The sequence below is a fragment of the Desulfopila inferna genome, assembly GCF_016919005.1.
Taxonomy (GTDB): Bacteria; Desulfobacterota; Desulfobulbia; order Desulfobulbales; family Desulfocapsaceae; genus Desulfopila_A; species Desulfopila_A inferna.
Map to the genome: position 1 here is coordinate 263,202 of NZ_JAFFQE010000002.1, position 16,456 is coordinate 279,657.

Annotated in this window: 13 protein-coding genes; 8 read left to right on the top strand and 5 right to left on the bottom strand. The window is 51.0% G+C overall.

All coding sequences use genetic code 11. The annotated features are described in order from the left end of the window. Positions 1-140: 140 nt before the first annotated feature. The 4 genes from JWG88_RS05205 to JWG88_RS05220 all read right to left on the bottom strand — a co-directional run bounded on the left by JWG88_RS05205 (position 141) and on the right by JWG88_RS05220 (position 4,636). Entirely contained in the window at positions 141-1,475 is a 1,335-nt protein-coding gene (locus JWG88_RS05205; protein ID WP_205232655.1) for a sigma-54-dependent transcriptional regulator, read from the bottom strand. Beyond that, complete coding sequence (locus JWG88_RS05210; protein ID WP_205232656.1) at positions 1,476-2,669, bottom strand: two-component system sensor histidine kinase NtrB; 1,194 nt, start codon at positions 2,667-2,669, stop codon at positions 1,476-1,478. Further along, a complete protein-coding gene (locus tag JWG88_RS05215) occupies positions 2,669-3,817 on the bottom strand; it encodes an iron-containing alcohol dehydrogenase (RefSeq protein WP_205232657.1) in 1,149 nt (382 codons plus the stop codon). Before JWG88_RS05215 ends, JWG88_RS05210 begins: the two co-directional genes overlap by 1 nt. Before the next feature lie 639 nt (positions 3,818-4,456). Then, the gene (locus JWG88_RS05220; RefSeq protein WP_205232658.1) at positions 4,457-4,636 is read right to left on the bottom strand and encodes a hypothetical protein; all 180 of its coding nucleotides are present in this window, start codon (positions 4,634-4,636) and stop codon (positions 4,457-4,459) included. Between the two features lie 1,038 nt (positions 4,637-5,674). On the opposite strand from JWG88_RS05220, the gene JWG88_RS05225 reads away from it, so the two are divergent. Both JWG88_RS05225 and JWG88_RS05230 read left to right on the top strand, forming a co-directional pair. Continuing rightward, positions 5,675-6,448 carry an urease accessory protein UreH domain-containing protein gene (locus JWG88_RS05225; protein WP_205232659.1) on the top strand — a complete coding sequence of 258 codons (774 nt, stop codon included), beginning with the start codon at positions 5,675-5,677 and terminating at the stop codon, positions 6,446-6,448. A 25-nt stretch (positions 6,449-6,473) separates the two neighbouring features. Continuing rightward, positions 6,474-6,887: a MarR family winged helix-turn-helix transcriptional regulator gene (locus tag JWG88_RS05230; protein WP_205232660.1), complete on the top strand. Its 414-nt coding sequence runs from the start codon at positions 6,474-6,476 to the stop codon at positions 6,885-6,887. A gap of 67 nt (positions 6,888-6,954) precedes the next feature. Here the strand turns inward: JWG88_RS05230 and hisJ are convergent, their stop codons facing one another. Next, entirely contained in the window at positions 6,955-7,728 is a 774-nt protein-coding gene (gene hisJ / locus JWG88_RS05235; RefSeq protein ID WP_205232661.1) for a histidinol-phosphatase HisJ, read from the bottom strand. Positions 7,729-7,891: 163 nt separating this feature from the next. Between hisJ and JWG88_RS05240 the strand changes: the two genes are divergently transcribed. The 6 genes from JWG88_RS05240 to JWG88_RS05265 all read left to right on the top strand — a co-directional run bounded on the left by JWG88_RS05240 (position 7,892) and on the right by JWG88_RS05265 (position 16,395). Next, positions 7,892-8,548, top strand: coding sequence for a transposase (locus JWG88_RS05240; protein ID WP_205232662.1), 657 nt, complete (start codon positions 7,892-7,894; stop codon positions 8,546-8,548). Between the two features lie 113 nt (positions 8,549-8,661). Beyond that, positions 8,662-9,618: an ABC transporter permease gene (locus tag JWG88_RS05245; protein WP_205232663.1), complete on the top strand. Its 957-nt coding sequence runs from the start codon at positions 8,662-8,664 to the stop codon at positions 9,616-9,618. 15 nt (positions 9,619-9,633) lie between these two features. After that, positions 9,634-10,452, top strand: coding sequence for an ABC transporter permease subunit (locus JWG88_RS05250; protein WP_205232664.1), 819 nt, complete (start codon positions 9,634-9,636; stop codon positions 10,450-10,452). Between the two features lie 11 nt (positions 10,453-10,463). Beyond that, positions 10,464-12,101: an ABC transporter ATP-binding protein gene (locus JWG88_RS05255; RefSeq protein ID WP_205232665.1), complete on the top strand. Its 1,638-nt coding sequence runs from the start codon at positions 10,464-10,466 to the stop codon at positions 12,099-12,101. Between the two features lie 69 nt (positions 12,102-12,170). Next, positions 12,171-13,763, top strand: coding sequence for an ABC transporter substrate-binding protein (locus tag JWG88_RS05260; protein ID WP_205232666.1), 1,593 nt, complete (start codon positions 12,171-12,173; stop codon positions 13,761-13,763). A 226-nt stretch (positions 13,764-13,989) separates the two neighbouring features. Further along, positions 13,990-16,395, top strand: a complete 2,406-nt coding sequence (locus JWG88_RS05265; RefSeq protein WP_205232667.1) for a mechanosensitive ion channel domain-containing protein — start codon at positions 13,990-13,992, stop codon at positions 16,393-16,395. Positions 16,396-16,456: the final 61 nt, after the last annotated feature.

A 16,456-nucleotide genomic window follows, 5' to 3' on the forward strand; every position in this document is an offset into this window, starting at 1 on the left:
GAGCAAAAAGAGGTTTCGCCAAGTGTTCGCCATGGCGAGATTCGGACGCAGAATGATCTGGTAAAAAGTCATTGAAGTTTTAGACAAGGATGCCATCATGGTCGGTGCAAATTGCAGATGATCCGGATCAAAGATGATTTTTACATCAAATAGCTCGACAGCTTTCTATAAAGGGTCTTCCTGCCTATACCCAGAGCTTCTGCGGTTTTCCGGCGGTTTCCGGAGTAAAAGTCAAGTACCTTGAGAACATGTTTTTTCTCTGCATCTTCCAGGGAAAAACTGTCTTCGTTGTCCTCCGTGCCCGCGGCGATCTCTTTGGGCATGCAGCGCTCGGTAATGATGTTGTTTTCCGAAAGAATTATAGAGCGCTCAATAACATTGCGCAATTCACGGACATTGCCTGGCCAGGAGTAGCGCATCATACAGTCCATGGCATCCTTGACTATTCTGCAGGTCGGCTTGTCCGGATGGAGAGTGGTTAGAAAATAATCAACCAGCAGAGGCAGATCCTCCCTGCGCTCATGGATGGGCGGCATCTGTATGTGAAAGGCGTTAATGCGGTGAAACAGGGCCTCGTTGAATTGTCCCCGGGAAACTTCGTCGGCTAGATTTTTGTTGGTGGCGAAAAGAAAACGGATGTTGACGCAACGCTCCTCTTTTTCACCCACCCTGCGATAGGTTTGTGTCTCCAGTGCCCGCAGCAAGGAGGCCTGAACATCAATGGGCAAATCCCCGATTTCATCAAGAAACAGAGTGGAGTTGTGAGCAAAGGCGAGCAACCCTTCCCGGTTTTCCGTACCGCCGGTAAACGAGCCTTTTACGTGACCGAACAACTCACTGCGGGCAAGCTCTTTCTGCAGAGTGGCGCAGTTTTTGATTATCATCGGTTTATCCGAACAGGATGAGCGCTCGTGGATCAGCCTGGCAACCACATCCTTGCCCGAGCCCGATTCCCCGGTAATGAGCACGGGGATCTTTTCCGGAGCCACTTTGTCGATGAGAAACTTAATGTCACGGACTGCCCGGGAATTGCCGATAAACTTAACTTCTTTCTCCGATGTGGTGCGATGCCGAAGGATAGCATTTTCGCGCTGGAGCTGGACACGCTGGTGCGCCTTTTCCACCATGAGGTCGAGCCGGTCAAGATTGAACGGTTTTCGGATGAAATCATAGGCTCCCAGCTTCATGGCCTCGACAGCGGTATCGATATCGCCGTGCCCGGTAATCATGATTATCTCGACATGAGGCACCGCCTCCTTGACCCGGATCAGCAGGTCAAGATCGCTGACGTCGGGGAGCAAAAGATCCATGACGATAACATCGAACCAGTTGCTCCGGATCATCGCCATGGCTTCTTCGCCTGTGGCCGCCGCCATGACTTCCCGATTTTCATTGCCAAGCTCTTTGGTCAAGAGCCTGCGGATGGTTTCCTCGTCATCAATGACCAGAACCGGATATGCAGTGTTTTTATTCATTTATTCTATCCCCGGCAACATGACGCGGAAAGTTGAACCCAGACCTTCGTCGCTTGTTACTGCGATGCTCCCTCCATGATTATTTACGATAGTGAAGCAGGTTGAAAGACCAATGCCGATACTGCCTTTACCCGCCGGCTTGGTGGTGAAAAACGGTTCGAAGAGTTTATCCTGCAGTTCCAGAGGAATACCGCATCCCGAGTCCTCGACGATGATGGTAACGCCTTTTTCTTCATTGGTAGTTGTTTGTATTTTTATCTCGCCATCCTCTCCGGTGGCATCAAAGGCATTGGTGATAAGATTGATGATAACCTGCTTGAGTTGCGGCTCGTCCCCCATGATGAGAGGCAGCGTTTCTCCGAGCTCGGGTTTGATGGCGATATTATGGTGCTCTTTAAAGTGATGCTTCAAGATAAAGAGCGTGTCCCGCACACAGCTGTTTATATTGACGGGAATCAGGCTTGAAGCCACAGGTCTGCTGAAGGTGAGCAGTGTCTGCACGATATCGCGGCAGCGTATGCATTCATTGATTATGGTCTGGGTGTATTCTTCAAAATCCTCGACAACATGCGGGTCGACCTTGTTGCGAATCAGACCGATGCGCCGTTGCAGGCCTTCTGCAAACCCGCTTATTCCGGCAAGCGGGTTATTGATTTCGTGTGCTACTCCTGCCGCCAGGACACCAATGGTGGCCATTTTCTCAGCCTGATAGAATTGCGCCTGAAACTCTTTTTCCAAGGTAACATCGCGCATGGAGAGGAGAATCTGGCGTTTGCCGATGACACCTGACTCAAGCGGAGAGGCAATGACCCGAAAATGTTTGTATTTGCCTTCAACCTTGTTGATACAGAGCTCTTTGACGATATCATCGTTCTGCAAAGATCTCTTGACCGGGCAATGTTCACAGATGTCCTCCTTACCGCAAAGGGTCTCATGGAAGTACTGGCTCAGGGGATCCACACCGGGAAACCATTTGTGAAAGACATGATTGACACGCTCTATTTTTGAATCATCCGAGAGCACCGCCATTAAATCGGTGATGCCGTCCAGGACGGCCTGAACCTTTTTTCTCTTTTTATCAAGTTCCAGGTTGGAGGCTTTCAGCTGTTTTATTTTCTGCTGCAGTTCCTGATAAAAACCAAGCTTGGTGTGTTCAATACCGACCAGGTCTTCAAGTGTTGTTACCGGTTTCATCACCACACCTCCCTACATATTTCCAAGAGTTCCTCGGCCGACGCCGGACGTGGATTTGTCAAATTACAGGCATCATTCACCGCCATTGCACAAATCTTGTCAAGGTGGTGCTTCTGTTCCTCCGCTATCTCCTGGTGCAGTTTGAGGGATACATTGAAGGAGGAGAAGAATTCTTCAAGTTTGCCGATCCCTTCCTGCGCGGTTTCGTAATCGGATCCACTTCGCCGGTCAAGGATAACCCGGCCGATTTTAGCCAGTTTCTCGGTGGCATGTGAAAGGTTGAAGCGCATAACAGCAGGCAGCAGAATAGGATGGACATTACCATGGGACATGTCAAAGTGCCCGCCAAGTGAATGGGCCAGAGCATGTTCGGCACCCAACCCGGCATTGCTGAAGGCCATGGAGGCTGAAATCGCGGCAACACTGAGCTGCTCCAGAGACTTCAGTGAACGTGTCTCTACGGCCTCCGGCAGGTGGTGCAGGATAAGATCAATTGCCTTGAGGGAGTGCATCTCCGTAAACGGGGACGCGATCCTTGAAACATATGCTTCGACCGCATGGGCCAGAGCATCGGCGGCAGACTGAATGATCAGCTTTTCGGTCTTTGTCTGTAAAATAAGTGGATCGACTATGGAAAGGTTGGGCACCAGCGAACGGGTGATTATCGACATCTTTACAGTCCGCTCAACATCCGTAATAATGCAGAACTGGGAGATATCAGAGCCGCTGCCGGCGGTGGTGGTGATGAACACCATCGGCGGCAAGGGACGCTGCACACGATTGGCGCCCTCATAATCACGTATTTTTCCACCGTTGCTGGCGATAATGGCTATGGCCTTAGCCGTGTCGAGTGCGCTGCCTCCACCGATGGCGATGATAACGTCGGTATCGTTTTTTAAGTAAAATTCAGCCCCCAGTTCAACCTCGTAATCCCTTGGATTAGAGGTCACTCCCGAGTAATAAACCCAGTCAATGCCCTCTTTTTTAAGGATATCCATCAGCTGCTGAACCCATCCGGCCTCTTCAATGCCTGAGTCGCTTACCAAAAAGACTTTTTTGGCACCAAGTCTCAGTGAACATTGTCCCGTATGACGCAAACTGCCGCGGCCAAAAATAATCTCGGGAATGGCAAATTTAGTTACATCCATAGAAAACTCCGTGTGTTATCGGCTTAGGTATACCGGCTACTAAACCGATTTATCAATGAGGATAGACTCTTAAAAAGCTCGATTTACGCCTAGTATTTCAAGCTTTTTCAAAGTCGGAGTTTATGCCCGTGCGGGTGCTTATCGCAGAGTCCATCTCGGAACTTCGATGACTTTTTACGAGATTATCAAAGATAATCTACATTGAAGTTGCGATATGGACTCAGACCCAAAGACCGATAGTATTTTAAAAATAACCTCAGCGTCTCTGTACTATACACTTTTTATGCCGAACATCAAAACACGGAATTTCAATGGATTAGATTACGACGCTACACGAAAATGGGTCAAATTGACTCGTCTCGAAATATAAGGAAATCGTGGATTAAAAAAACTGAAATATCTTCAGAAGATGCGTAAAAAGACTTGCGGGTCAAGATGACTCAAAAGTGGGTCAAAAGGAACATCCGTCACGTTTACGGCGCTCAAGGTCATCCAGCCGGTCGGCCGTGAACTGGGATAGGTAGGATGGGACAATCAGATACAGATGTCTTTGATGAAAAAGGTGAACTCCATGTAAGCCCTGCTCCATGGCCGGCAACGCCACCATTTTCATGCACAATTCACAATGGATCCCTGGATTTATTTCTCATCTTTCAGGGTATCCAGTCGTCGAAGAAGGTCTGCAAGATGGTTCTCCGTACTCATCAGAAGTAGCTTTGCACTATATTGGCCGGGGTTCTTTTCGTAATTTTCACGAGACTCGGCCAATATGGCTTCCGTCTTCGCTATCTGCTCTTTAATTGCCTCTTTTTCACTCATAATTGATGATTCCCCTGAAAATTAAAAGTAGCTCTCACATTCAAAGTTCAGGTTCATATTAAAATGATCTCACCTGAACGTCTACCGGAAACCATAATTTTTAAGATTCTTTCGGATTAAACGCTACTGTCAATACCACCATGAACTTCCTTTTTATTAATTTGCCGATACATATACATGATGATGATCTCGTAAAACGAAAAAACAACAACAACTCAAGGAGACTAGACGGTTACCTTAAAATAGGATATTCTTTTGGCCATTTATGAAAAAAAGTTTTATGCTGTTAACGAGATAAAGCAGCAATAAGGAAGGGAGCTGAAAAATCCTTCATTTTCACCGCATCTATTTGAAGCTTTTCCTGCTCCCTCATAATTACTTCAGGAGTACATGATGAAACAAAAAACAGAGAATGACAAAAAAAGAGTCCCTTTCGAATTTATAATTGATATTCTTAAGTGGTTGCTGGAACTCAATCTGTTGAAACTAGGCGTAAAGAAACCAGCTTCCTAAGAATCTGGCAGATTATAGCAATTTTTTTTCTACTCAAACTCCGAGAAAGGACATCATCCGACAGGCTCTAGCCCGAATATTATAGGGGCTGCCAGGTTCGGTTCATTATCGGTCACAGGCCATTTTCTGCATCAATCTAATTTCAAGCGGGAATGAAGAGATCCACCACGTGAACTGTCAAGATACCGCATTCGCCCTAGTTTGTGTCTGTCCATAAATGGCCCTTTCATCCTAACTCTTCGTTGCTCTCGAAATTTAATCCTCGGAATATCGGCTATATGCCTCCGGTTAAATTCATCGAGCGCCTCGATTTAGAACAGGTAAGCGTTAGACTCCGAAATTACTCATTCCTGGGCAGACACTAGTTTACTAAAAGGTCACTGTCGACAATTTACTGCCACCTTGTTGCACTTGTTCGCCCTTGGGATGTTTTCTTGACTATCAAGTATCTTGATACTCAAAATAGTTGACAATGTAACTATTCCCTGTTTTGATCCTCCTCGTATTCTTACAGGAGGAAAAAAAATGGAACTCGAAACACTATTATTGGCAGCGATCCAATCCAGCTTTTTGCTTGGTCTTCTTCACGGAGTCAATCCTTGTGGTCATAGCTGGCTGGTGCTGGCCCCATTTATAACCGGAGAAAAAAATGGCGGGCGGGTTGCCCTCCTCACTTGTGCTTTTCTCGGTGGAACCGCTTTGGCCTGTCTCGCCTTAGGCGCCAGCCTTGGGGCAATCTCCCAGATTGTACCCGTGCATATGAGTGCCTGGGTGGAAGGAGGAACATCTTTCATTCTGATTCTCCTGGGCATGATGCTCATATATAATCCAGAGATACTGCACAATCATACCCATGGTCATGATCACGGACATGATGAGCATGACGGGTCCTGTCACTCAACCGGGCACGAGCACAGCCATCGTCAATGCGAGGTGCAACATGATCATGACACTTCAGATTCCCTTAATTTATTCAAGAAGCTGTCTGCCAGCACCAAATGGTTGCCGTTTGCTTTATTCGGCATCGGGTTTGTCAACATGATAGTGCCTTGTCCAACGGCTGCCGTAATGTATGGCTATGCACTGAATGCAGGGAGCACCCTTACCGCAACCCTTGTCTTTGGAACCTATGCTGTTTCCACGGCAATCGCCGTTGGGGGTGTAATATTTTTAATATACAAGGCTACCAGTATGGCAAGTTCGCTTCAGAAAAAATGGATAGAGCCGCTGATCATGCGGCTGTCCGGAGGTGTGATTGTCGTCTTTTCCGCATATAGCCTCTATCAACTATCTGCCTGACCACATAATAAAGGTATCGGACATCATGAGTCTGGAATTACTCTCACACCAACTGGCTGAATTTTACGATAAAATGTCTTCATGGGAGCATTCCATAGTCAAAGACAGCGGTTTATCTCCGGCTCAGATGCATACGGTCGAGATAATTGGCCATAATCAGGACATGAGGATGAAGGAACTGGCGGAACGGCTCGGAGTGACAACAGGAACACTCACAGTGGGAGTGGACAAACTCGAGAAATTGGGCCTGGTCCAACGCAGGCCCCATGAAAAGGACCGCCGTTCATGGTTGATTGTTTTAACCGATAAAGGAAAAAAGATGTATGAAGAACATCATGCATTTCATCAACAGTTCACTAATGAAATTTCAGGTGATCTCACCTTGGAGCAAATTAAAACCCTCACGGAACATCTCGATAAGTTACTGAAAAGGCTATAAATAGAATTTTTTCATCTTTTTTCACCAGTGTCCCAAGGCTGCAGATCCGGAACGGTCAGGCCTGCGGTCATCGCTGATTATGCATAAGCGCTGAAAACTTATCAAAGTACTGCCCGAGAGTATCTGCCGAATGGGAATCTGAGCTTAATACAAACTCGATATTTTTGGCTGCGGCTTCCCTGAGTATCATTGAGCCGGGATACTGCTCCCGCGGTGGATGGCCAAGACCTGCGGTGTTTATTTCTATCTTGACCCCCTGCCGGCTGATGATCTCCAGGGTTTCGCTCACCAGGGACCTGTACCAGAAGGAGGTCTCATCGAAGAAGGTAAAATCCCTGTTGTGCTTTTTCAGCACATCAAGGTGGCCGACGGTATCGAACCAGCCGGTGGAGATAGCCTCCTGCAGAGTCCCATAATAACGATGGCAGAGGGCTCTGCCATCGTTATCGAAATCCTCCAGCAGCGGAGCAAACTCCCCGGCGGTGCCGTTTACCAGGTGGAGCCGCTCTCTTCCGGGCAGATGATGAATGGAGACAAGCAGATAGTCCCAGCCCTGCCGGACGAGAGATTCTATCCATGGCCGAAATTCAGCAATATATTCGATCTCAAGACCGAGGTTTACCCTCAGCCTGCCTGAATATTTCTGCCGTACCTCTTCAATTTCCTGCCTGTATCTCATCAACTGACCAGCGTCGATGGCGTAACGATTGATAAACGGCAGGGGCATATGATCGGTGATGGCGATCTCGGTGAGTCCTCTTTTCAGGGCGGCGCGGGCCATGTCGTCGACCGTTCCGCTGCCGTCGGAAAACCGGGTATGCATATGGAAATCGCCGGACATGCCTATCTGCAAGATAACACCTTCTTGTTGTTGTTAATTGAGGAGCAAATCTTAATCACTTTCAATTCAACTTTCACTGAAATTCTCAGCAGCAAGACCGTTTTTCTCGGGGACACCATACTTAAATATTGACATTGAAGCGGTTTGTCTGTAGTTTTCTCTTATGGCACGCATAGCACGGGTGGTCGCACCAGGGGTTCCCCATCATATCATCCAGCGGGGTAATCGCCGGCTGGACACCTTTTTCTCAGAGAGAGACTACAAGGAATATCTTTATCTGATGGCTGACTGGTGTAACCGTTGTAAGGTAGAGATCTGGGCTTACTGCCTGATGCCGAATCACGTTCACCTCATCGGCATGTCGCAGACCGAAGAAGGGCTGCGCAAGGGCATTGGCGAAGCTCATCGCCGCTATACGCTCTATATCAACGGCGAAAACGACTGGAAGGGCCACCTCTGGCAAGGGAGATTTGCCTCCTATCCGATGGACGAGAGCCATCTTATTGCCGCAACACGGTATATCCTCATGAATCCGGTATGGGCCCGACTTGCGAGAAAACCGGAAAAATACAAGTGGAGCAGCTGCAAGGCGCATCTGGAAGGCAAGGATGACATCCTGGTGAAGGTTGCCCCTCTCGCCAGACTTGTCCCTGACTTCAGGGAACTGCTCGATTCAGAATTGCCTCCGGAGCAGTATGAGGCCCTCAAAAGCCATGAAAAGACCGGCAGACCGCTGGGCGATGAAGCCTTTCTCGACAACTTGGAGCAGATCACCGCTCGATCGCTGAAGAAGAAAAAGCCGGGACCGAAGAAAAGATAATCTCGTATAGTGTCCCCGAAATTCTTCCTGCACTTGGTAGGAAGAAACAGCATACATCAGAGTTTTGCGGCGTAAATCGCGCTCTGTTCCCGGCAACCTGATCTTCATATCTTATGAAAAACGTATTTCATCTCATATTGAAACGAACTCTGGCCAGTCTGGTGACGGTTTTCGTAATTTCACTCATAATATTTATCGGTGTCGAGCTGCTTCCGGGCGATGTCGCTGAAACGGTGCTTGGCCAGTCGGCAACACAAGAGACGGTCAAGGCTTTTCGCGACGAACTCAAGCTCGATCTGCCGCCCCACATCCGCTACGGCGTCTGGCTGGGTGATTTTCTCCAGGGCGACTTTGGCAATTCCCTGGCCAACGGCAGGCCGGTATCCGGCCTGATTGGCTGGAGGTTCGCCAACACCCTGTTTCTGGCGGCGACCACGGCAGTCATCGCCGTCCCTCTTGCCGTCCTTCTCGGTATGATGGCCGCCTTCTACCGCAATACGCTCTTTGATAAATCCATTTCCACCATCACGCTCAGCTTTATTTCCTTTCCGGAGTTCTTTATCGCCTATATCCTTATCGTTATTTTCTCCGTGCAGTTAAATATCCTTCCCAGCATGGCGGCGATCAACCCCGGGATGGGGCTCTGGGCCAAGCTTGAAGCGATCCTTCTGCCCGCCCTTACCCTGACCTGCGTGGTCACCGCTCACATGATGCGTCAGACCAGGGCGGCAATTATCAACGTTTTGTCGAGCGCCTACATCGAAATGGCCGAACTCAAGGGGGTCAGGCGCCTGCGCATCATCATGCTGCACGCCTTCCCCAACTCTCTGTCACCCGTTATCAATGTCATAGCTTTAAATCTCGCCTATCTTGTAGTTGGTGTTGTGATTGTCGAAGTTGTCTTCGTCTACCCGGGACTCGGGCAGCTGCTGGTCGACTCGGTGGCAAAAAGGGACATTCCGGTGGTTCAGGCTTCGGGACTGATATTTGCCACGGCATATATCTTTCTCAACCTGATTGCCGATGTTCTTTCCATGCTGGTCAATCCGCGGCTGCGCCGCTCATCGTAAAATGGAGTTGCTACTGTGTTTGAACTGTTGAAAAGATCACCTCTAAGCGCCCGTATCGGTCTTGGTATCGTGCTGATCAACTGTTTGATCGCCATTTTTGCACCGTTTCTTGCCCCCTATGATGAAACCAGCGTAGTCGGCGATGTCTGGGAGAGCTTTTCTTCACAATTTTATCTGGGAACAGACCATCTCGGCAGGGACCTGTTCACCCGCATGGTTTTCGGGGCCAGAAACACCATCGCCCTTGCCTTTCTGACCACCGCCATTTCCTTTGTGCTCGGAACTTCGCTCGGGTTTATCGCCGCGACCAAGGGCGGCTGGGTGGATCAGATATTCAGCCGGATCATCGATATATTCATGGCCTTTCCAACCCTTATCTTCGCTCTGATGATCATCTCGGTTTTGGGCTCTTCCATCCCTGTGCTGATCTTCACCATCGCTCTGCTCGATTCCACCAGGGTGTACAGGCTGTCCAGGGCCGTGGCCATGGACATTGAAGTGATGGAATTTGTCGAGGCGGCCCGGTTGCGCGGGGAAGGTTTGTGGTGGATCATGCGCCATGAGATCCTGCCCAACGCCATGCCGCCGCTGGTGGCCGAATTCGGCCTGCGCTTCTGCTTTGTTTTTCTGTTTATCGCCTCGCTGAGTTTTCTCGGCCTGGGACTGCAGCCCCCCCTGGCCGACTGGGGCGGCATGGTCAGGGAAAATGGCGGTGCCATCACCTTTGGCATCTATATCCCGCTGATACCCGCGGCAGCCATTGCCGTACTCACCGTCGGTGTCAATCTCATTGTCGACTGGTTTCTGCATCTGGCCAGCGGACTGCATGAATAATCGGAGGAGCTATGAAAAAGAGCAATCTTCTCGAGATACGAAATCTTTATATCGAAGGATATTACGAGAATCAGTGGAACACCATCGTCGAGGATATCAGCCTCAGCCTGCAACGTGGCGAGGTCTTGGGGCTGATCGGTGAGTCGGGGGCCGGCAAGTCCACCATCGGCCTGGCCGCCATGGGCTACACCCGGCAGGGCTGCCGGCTTGCCTCCGGCTCAATCATGCTCGACGGAGACGAACTTATGGGGGCCTCGGAAGAGGAGCTGCGGGCGGTACGAGGCACTAAAATCGCCTATGTGGCTCAGAGTGCGGCGGCATCCTTCAATCCCTTTCACCGCATCATCAACCAGTATGTGGAAGCGCCGGTGCGGCACGGGCTGATGAACTCCAGCGAAGCGGAACAGGAAGCCATCAGGATCTATGAGCGCCTTTTTCTGCCCAACCCTGAAACCATAGGCCAGAGGTATCCCCACGAGCTCTCCGGCGGTCAGTTGCAGCGGGCCATGGTGGCCATGGCCATGTCCTGCAAGCCGGACATCATCGTGTTCGACGAGCCGACTACGGCCCTCGATGTAACCACCCAGATCGAAGTACTGGCCGCCATCAAGGAGATCACCAAGAAGATGAACAAGGCGGCGCTCTACATCACCCATGACCTGGCCGTGGTAGCTCAGGTAGCCCATCGTATCATGGTGCTGCGCAACGGCCGTCTGGTCGAGGAGGGCGAGACCCGCCGGTTGATCAAGCACCCCCGGGAGCAGTACACCCGGGAGCTGCTCGCCGTGCGTTCGTTGCGCGAGGAAAAGGGGGACAGCGAAAAGATGGACATCATCCTCGATATCAACGATGTCAGTGCCACCTATACGGGAGAAGAAAACGTCCTCGAGGATATCGAACTGACCGTGCGCAGGGGCAGAACCGTTGCCCTGGTAGGCGAATCGGGCAGCGGCAAGAGTACGCTGGCCAAGGTCGTCACCGGCCTGCTGCCGCCGACCAGAGGAACGATCTCCTTTCTCGGCGAGGAGCTGCCGCCGCGGCTTGAGGACCGGGACAAAGATTCGCTCAGAAGACTGCAGATGATCTACCAGATGCCGGACACCGCCTTAAACCCGAGGCAGACGGTTCGCACCGTTATCGGCAGGCCCCTGGATTTTTATTTCGGCATCCGGGGTGAGGAAGGGGAGCAGAAGGTCAGAGAGCTGCTCAGCAGGATCGAGCTCGATCCGGACAGCTATATCGATCGCTATACCACCGAGCTCTCCGGCGGAGAAAAACAGCGGATCTGCATCGCCAGGGCCCTGGCGGCGGAGCCTGATCTGATTATCTGCGACGAGGTTACCTCGGCCCTGGACCAGCTGGTGGGCGAAGGGATCCTGACCCTGCTGCAGGACCTGCAAAACGAGATGAATATCTCCTATCTGTTCATCACCCACGACCTGGCCACGGTAAAGGCCATCTCGGACAAGATCGTCATCATGCTCGAAGGCAAAATTGTCGAACAGGGCGAAAAGAAAAAGATTCTTTCGCCGCCCCACCACGAATATACGGACAAACTGCTGGCCTCGATTCCAGAGATGGATACCGAATGGCTGGACAATCTTCTGGCCGAAAGGGCAGCAATCTATCTTCAAGAAGATAGTCAATGATATGCAGAGGTGATCCAGACATCACATTATATCTGTATTTCAAAGAGCAATTTTATCAAGGAGGACACAATGTCGGAACTCTCAATTTTGCTGAAATTATTTGAGCAGAACAAAATTTCCAGAAGGCAGTTCATCACTCAGGCTACTGCTCTCGGGCTGACAGCAGCAATTTCGCCGGCGCTGTTCTCGAGCGCCGCCCAGGCCTCAACCCCCACAAAGGGAGGCCGCCTGGTCATGGGCTGTACCGGTGGATCAACCACTGACTCAATGGATCCGGCAACGCTGACTTCCAACATGAACCAGAATCTCAACTGGCAGATACGCAACAATCTGGTGGAGATCGACCACAACCTCCAGCCGATTCCGGAACTAGCGGAGTCATGGGAGGCCACTCCGGATGCGAAGGTATGGCGGTTCAAGCTGCGCAAAGACGTCGAGTTTCATAACGGCAAGACCATGACCAGCGAGGATGTCATCTATTCCATCAACCATCACCGCGGCGAGCAATCCAAGTCGGGCGCCAAGGCCTACCTCGAAAGCATCAAGGATATCAAGGTCGACGGCAAGTATGAAATCATATTTGAATTATCCGGTGGCAGCGCCGATTTTCCTTTCATCATGGGAGATTATCATCTCACCATCTGCCCCGCCGGCACCACAGGACAGCAGTGGGAGGAGGGGATTGGGACCGGAGCATATGTGCTGCAGAGCTGGGAGCCCGGGGTACGCGCAATGGCGACGCGCAACCCCAATTACTGGAAGGAGGGCCGCGGTCATTTCGATGAGGTGGAGACCCTTTCCATTGTCGACACCAACGCCAGGACCAATGCCTTGAAAACAGGCCAGATAAATTATATGGACAGGGTCGAGCTGAAAACGGTGCATCTGCTCAAGCGAATGCCCGGCATAAATGTCACGGCAACAACCGGAACCGCCCATTACACCATGCCCATGCTGGTTGACCAAAAACCATATGACGACAATAACGTGCGCATGGCGCTCAAGCTTATCGTCGACCGTGAGGAACTGCTCAGGCAGGTGCTGCGGGGCTATGGCGAATTGGGCAACGACCATCCCATCGCTCCCGTCAATCGTTATTATAATGGAGAACTCGATCAGCGCAAATACGATCCGGACAAGGCCAGGTTCCATATGAAAAAGGCCGGCATGCTCGACCACACGTTCAATCTCCATGCCGCAGACGCAGCATTTGCCGGCGCCGTGGATGCCGCCGTGATGGTCCAGGAGCAGGCCAAAAAGGCGGGCATCAAGATCAACGTGGTCCGTGAGCCCGACGATGGTTACTGGAGTAATGTCTGGATGAAGAAGGAGTGGTGCATGTGCTATTGGGGCGGCAGGCCCACAGAAGACATGATGTTCTCGGTCGCCTATGCCAACGGTGCGCCCTGGAACGATACCAATTGGGAACATAAGCGTTTCAACGAATTGCTTTTGGCGGCGCGGGCGGAGCTCGATAACGAGAAACGTGCCAAAATGTATGGCGAAATGCAGGAGATCTGCAGAAACGACAGCGGTACCATTGTCCCAATGTACAATCAGATGGTAGAGGCATCCTCAGAGAAGCTGGGCCATGGCCCAATTTCCGGCCATATGGCCCTGGACGGCATGAGAAACGGTGAAAGATGGTGGATGAAGAAATAGTTCAACGTCTGGATAGCATTTGTGATCACGACAGGATAATATGCAACACCAAGCCAGCAAGCCTTTGATCACTAGACGTTGAATGATGTTATCGAAATAAAAAAAGAAGCCGAACAGCTGGTAAGTTCGGCTTCTCTGTTTCATGGTTCAGCAGAATTCCAGATAAATCTTCCCTGCAGCGGGAGGGCAGCAAACGCACATTTTCCGATGCTTAAAAGGAGAAGTCATGAGGTCAGGATTTTTCATTTCATTGATAGTGGGGACATTTTTTTTCTTCATGCAGCCCTGTCCTGCCAATGCTCAGCAAGATCCGGCCACCGTTGAGAACGAAATTTCACAGGACAGCATAGAAAGACTGCTGAAGGATCTTGAGGATCCCCAGAAACTGGAAAATCTTAGAGAGAATTTGCGGATTCTTCTAAAAGCCGAGGAAAAAGCGCAGGCCGAAGAGCCCGGAGTGGAATCCGGTGGGATGTTGGGACAGATGCTCTCCATCATCTCCGACAATCTTCAGGAGGTCAACCAGGTACTGGCAGAAGCCGGTAAACATGTATTGCAGATACCTTCCCTGCTCCGGGAACTCATGGTTGAGGCCAGAGATACCAAGACCCTTTTGTCGTGGGGAGAGATGGCAGGAAAAGTCGTACTGGCCCTGGTGGCCGGTCTGTTGGCTCAGGCGCTGGCCTCACGCCTCCTTGCCGGCAGACGCAAAGCACTGGAAGACCTGGATGCTTTTAACAACTGGAACAAAATTCTCCTGCTGATCGGCACCTTTGTGCTGGAATTGATTCCCATCATAGCCTTTGCCGCGGCATCTTACGGCATCCTGCCGCTGCTTGATCCCCGTCCTGGCACGCAACTGGTCGCCCTGACCCTGATTAACTCCAACGTTCTGGTCAGGCTGATCATGGCCTTTGCCCGCCTGATTCTGGTCCCTGAGAAACCTTCATTGAACTTTCTGCCGATGCGGCGTGAATCCGTGTATTATCTGTATATCTGGGTGCATCGAATAGTCAGGACTAGTGTTTACGGCTATTTTTTCCTGGAAGCCGGACTGATCCTCGGATTACCCCTCAGCCTCTACCTGTTCCTGCTCAAACTCCTCGGTCTGGTTGTCGCAATTCTGGCCATCATACTCATTATGCAGAACCGGAAAGGGGTATCGTTATGGCTTCGCGGAGACCAGGTTCCACTTGAAGCGAGTGGCCCCTCTGAACCTGAAGCGATCGATTCAGAAGACCGGAAAACACCAATGGCCGGAACATTACGGCGGCGTTTCGCTGATTTCTGGCATATCGGCGCGATCCTGGTTGTTGCAGGAATGTTTATAACCTGGGCTCTGGAAATCGATGGTGGCTTGTATTATGTTATCAGGGCCATCGTCCTAACGGTTATGGTTCTTGCTCTCACCACCTTCTTTGTGCGCATGAGCAGACGCGGCATAGATCGGCTTTTCAAGATCAGCGAAGAACTCAAAAATACATATCCCGAACTGGAAGAGAGAGCCAATCGATACCTGCCGCTGCTCCGGCATACCGTAAGAGGCATACTCTATCTTATCGCCTTCTTTTCCATCATGCAGGCCTGGGGCCTGGGAACTCTGAGCTGGCTGCTGACACCGCAGGGCGGCGCCGTCGTCTCAAATATAGTATTTATTTTTCTGATTGTTGCCGCTGCTTTTCTCTTCTGGGAAATCGCCAGCGTTAAAATCGAAAACTACCTGCTCAGAGAGCGTGAAGGCATAGCCGGTAAAAAAGGCAACACCCGCCTGCTGACGCTGCTGCCACTTCTCAAAAACGTCATCCGCATCACCCTGATTCTTGTGGCCGGCATGAGTGTGCTCGCTCACGTGGGGATCAATATCGCTCCACTGCTGGCCGGTGCCGGTGTCATCGGACTTGCCGTCGGCTTTGGCTCCCAGGCTCTGGTGCGCGACGTAATTTCCGGCGCCTTTATCCTGCTTGAGGATTCCGTTGCCGTGGGGGACTGGGTTGACACGGGAGGACATTCCGGCACCGTGGAGAATCTCACCATCCGCACCCTGACCCTGCGTGATCTCTCCGGCACCGTTCATGTCATTCCTTTTGGCGAAGTCACCACGATTCAGAATTACAATCGAGGCTACGCCTATGCTCTTATAGATGCCGGAGTCGCCTACCGCGAAGATTATGGCGAGGTGGTCCAGGCGCTGCAGGATGTTGCCGCCGAATTGAGGCAGGATGAAACCTGGGGACCTGATATCACTGGTGATCTCGAGGTGTTCGGCATGAATAATCTGGGTGATTCGGCAGTAGAAATCCGGGTCAGGATGAAGACCCTGCCCAGCCGCCAGTTCTCGGTTCGCCGGGCCTTCCTGGAAAGAATGAAGCGTGTTTTTGACGAACGCGGCATTGAAATCCCTTTCCCCCATCAGACCATCTGGTTCGGCGTCGACAAGGACGGAACAGCGCCACCGATGCGGGTCACCCGGCAACCAAAGGATTCCGGGCCGGGGCCTGAAAACATCGAAGGGAAGATGGAACAGGAGCCGCAGCGGCCTGATATTGAGTACACCTCTGAAAAGCAAGCTTCCGAAGAGGTGGTTGAGGAACTTGATCTGCCTGAAAAAGAGGGAAAAAAAGAAGAAAGTTGAGGAACAGCGGCATGAGCATTTTTTCTTCCAGGCTACCGGTTACAGTCTGGGAGGCGGCTTC

Coding starts and splice junctions, on each gene's coding strand:
- JWG88_RS05240 (WP_205232662.1), top strand. CDS start 7,892: ATGGCACGCATAGCACGGGTGGTCGCACCAGGGGTTCCCCATCATATC.
- JWG88_RS05220 (WP_205232658.1), bottom strand. CDS start 4,636: ATGAGTGAAAAAGAGGCAATTAAAGAGCAGATAGCGAAGACGGAAGCC.
- JWG88_RS05215 (WP_205232657.1), bottom strand. CDS start 3,817: ATGGATGTAACTAAATTTGCCATTCCCGAGATTATTTTTGGCCGCGGC.
- JWG88_RS05210 (WP_205232656.1), bottom strand. CDS start 2,669: ATGAAACCGGTAACAACACTTGAAGACCTGGTCGGTATTGAACACACC.
- JWG88_RS05255 (WP_205232665.1), top strand. CDS start 10,464: ATGAAAAAGAGCAATCTTCTCGAGATACGAAATCTTTATATCGAAGGA.
- JWG88_RS05245 (WP_205232663.1), top strand. CDS start 8,662: ATGAAAAACGTATTTCATCTCATATTGAAACGAACTCTGGCCAGTCTG.
- JWG88_RS05205 (WP_205232655.1), bottom strand. CDS start 1,475: ATGAATAAAAACACTGCATATCCGGTTCTGGTCATTGATGACGAGGAA.
- JWG88_RS05265 (WP_205232667.1), top strand. CDS start 13,990: ATGAGGTCAGGATTTTTCATTTCATTGATAGTGGGGACATTTTTTTTC.
- JWG88_RS05260 (WP_205232666.1), top strand. CDS start 12,171: ATGTCGGAACTCTCAATTTTGCTGAAATTATTTGAGCAGAACAAAATT.
- JWG88_RS05225 (WP_205232659.1), top strand. CDS start 5,675: ATGGAACTCGAAACACTATTATTGGCAGCGATCCAATCCAGCTTTTTG.
- hisJ (WP_205232661.1), bottom strand. CDS start 7,728: ATGTCCGGCGATTTCCATATGCATACCCGGTTTTCCGACGGCAGCGGA.
- JWG88_RS05230 (WP_205232660.1), top strand. CDS start 6,474: ATGAGTCTGGAATTACTCTCACACCAACTGGCTGAATTTTACGATAAA.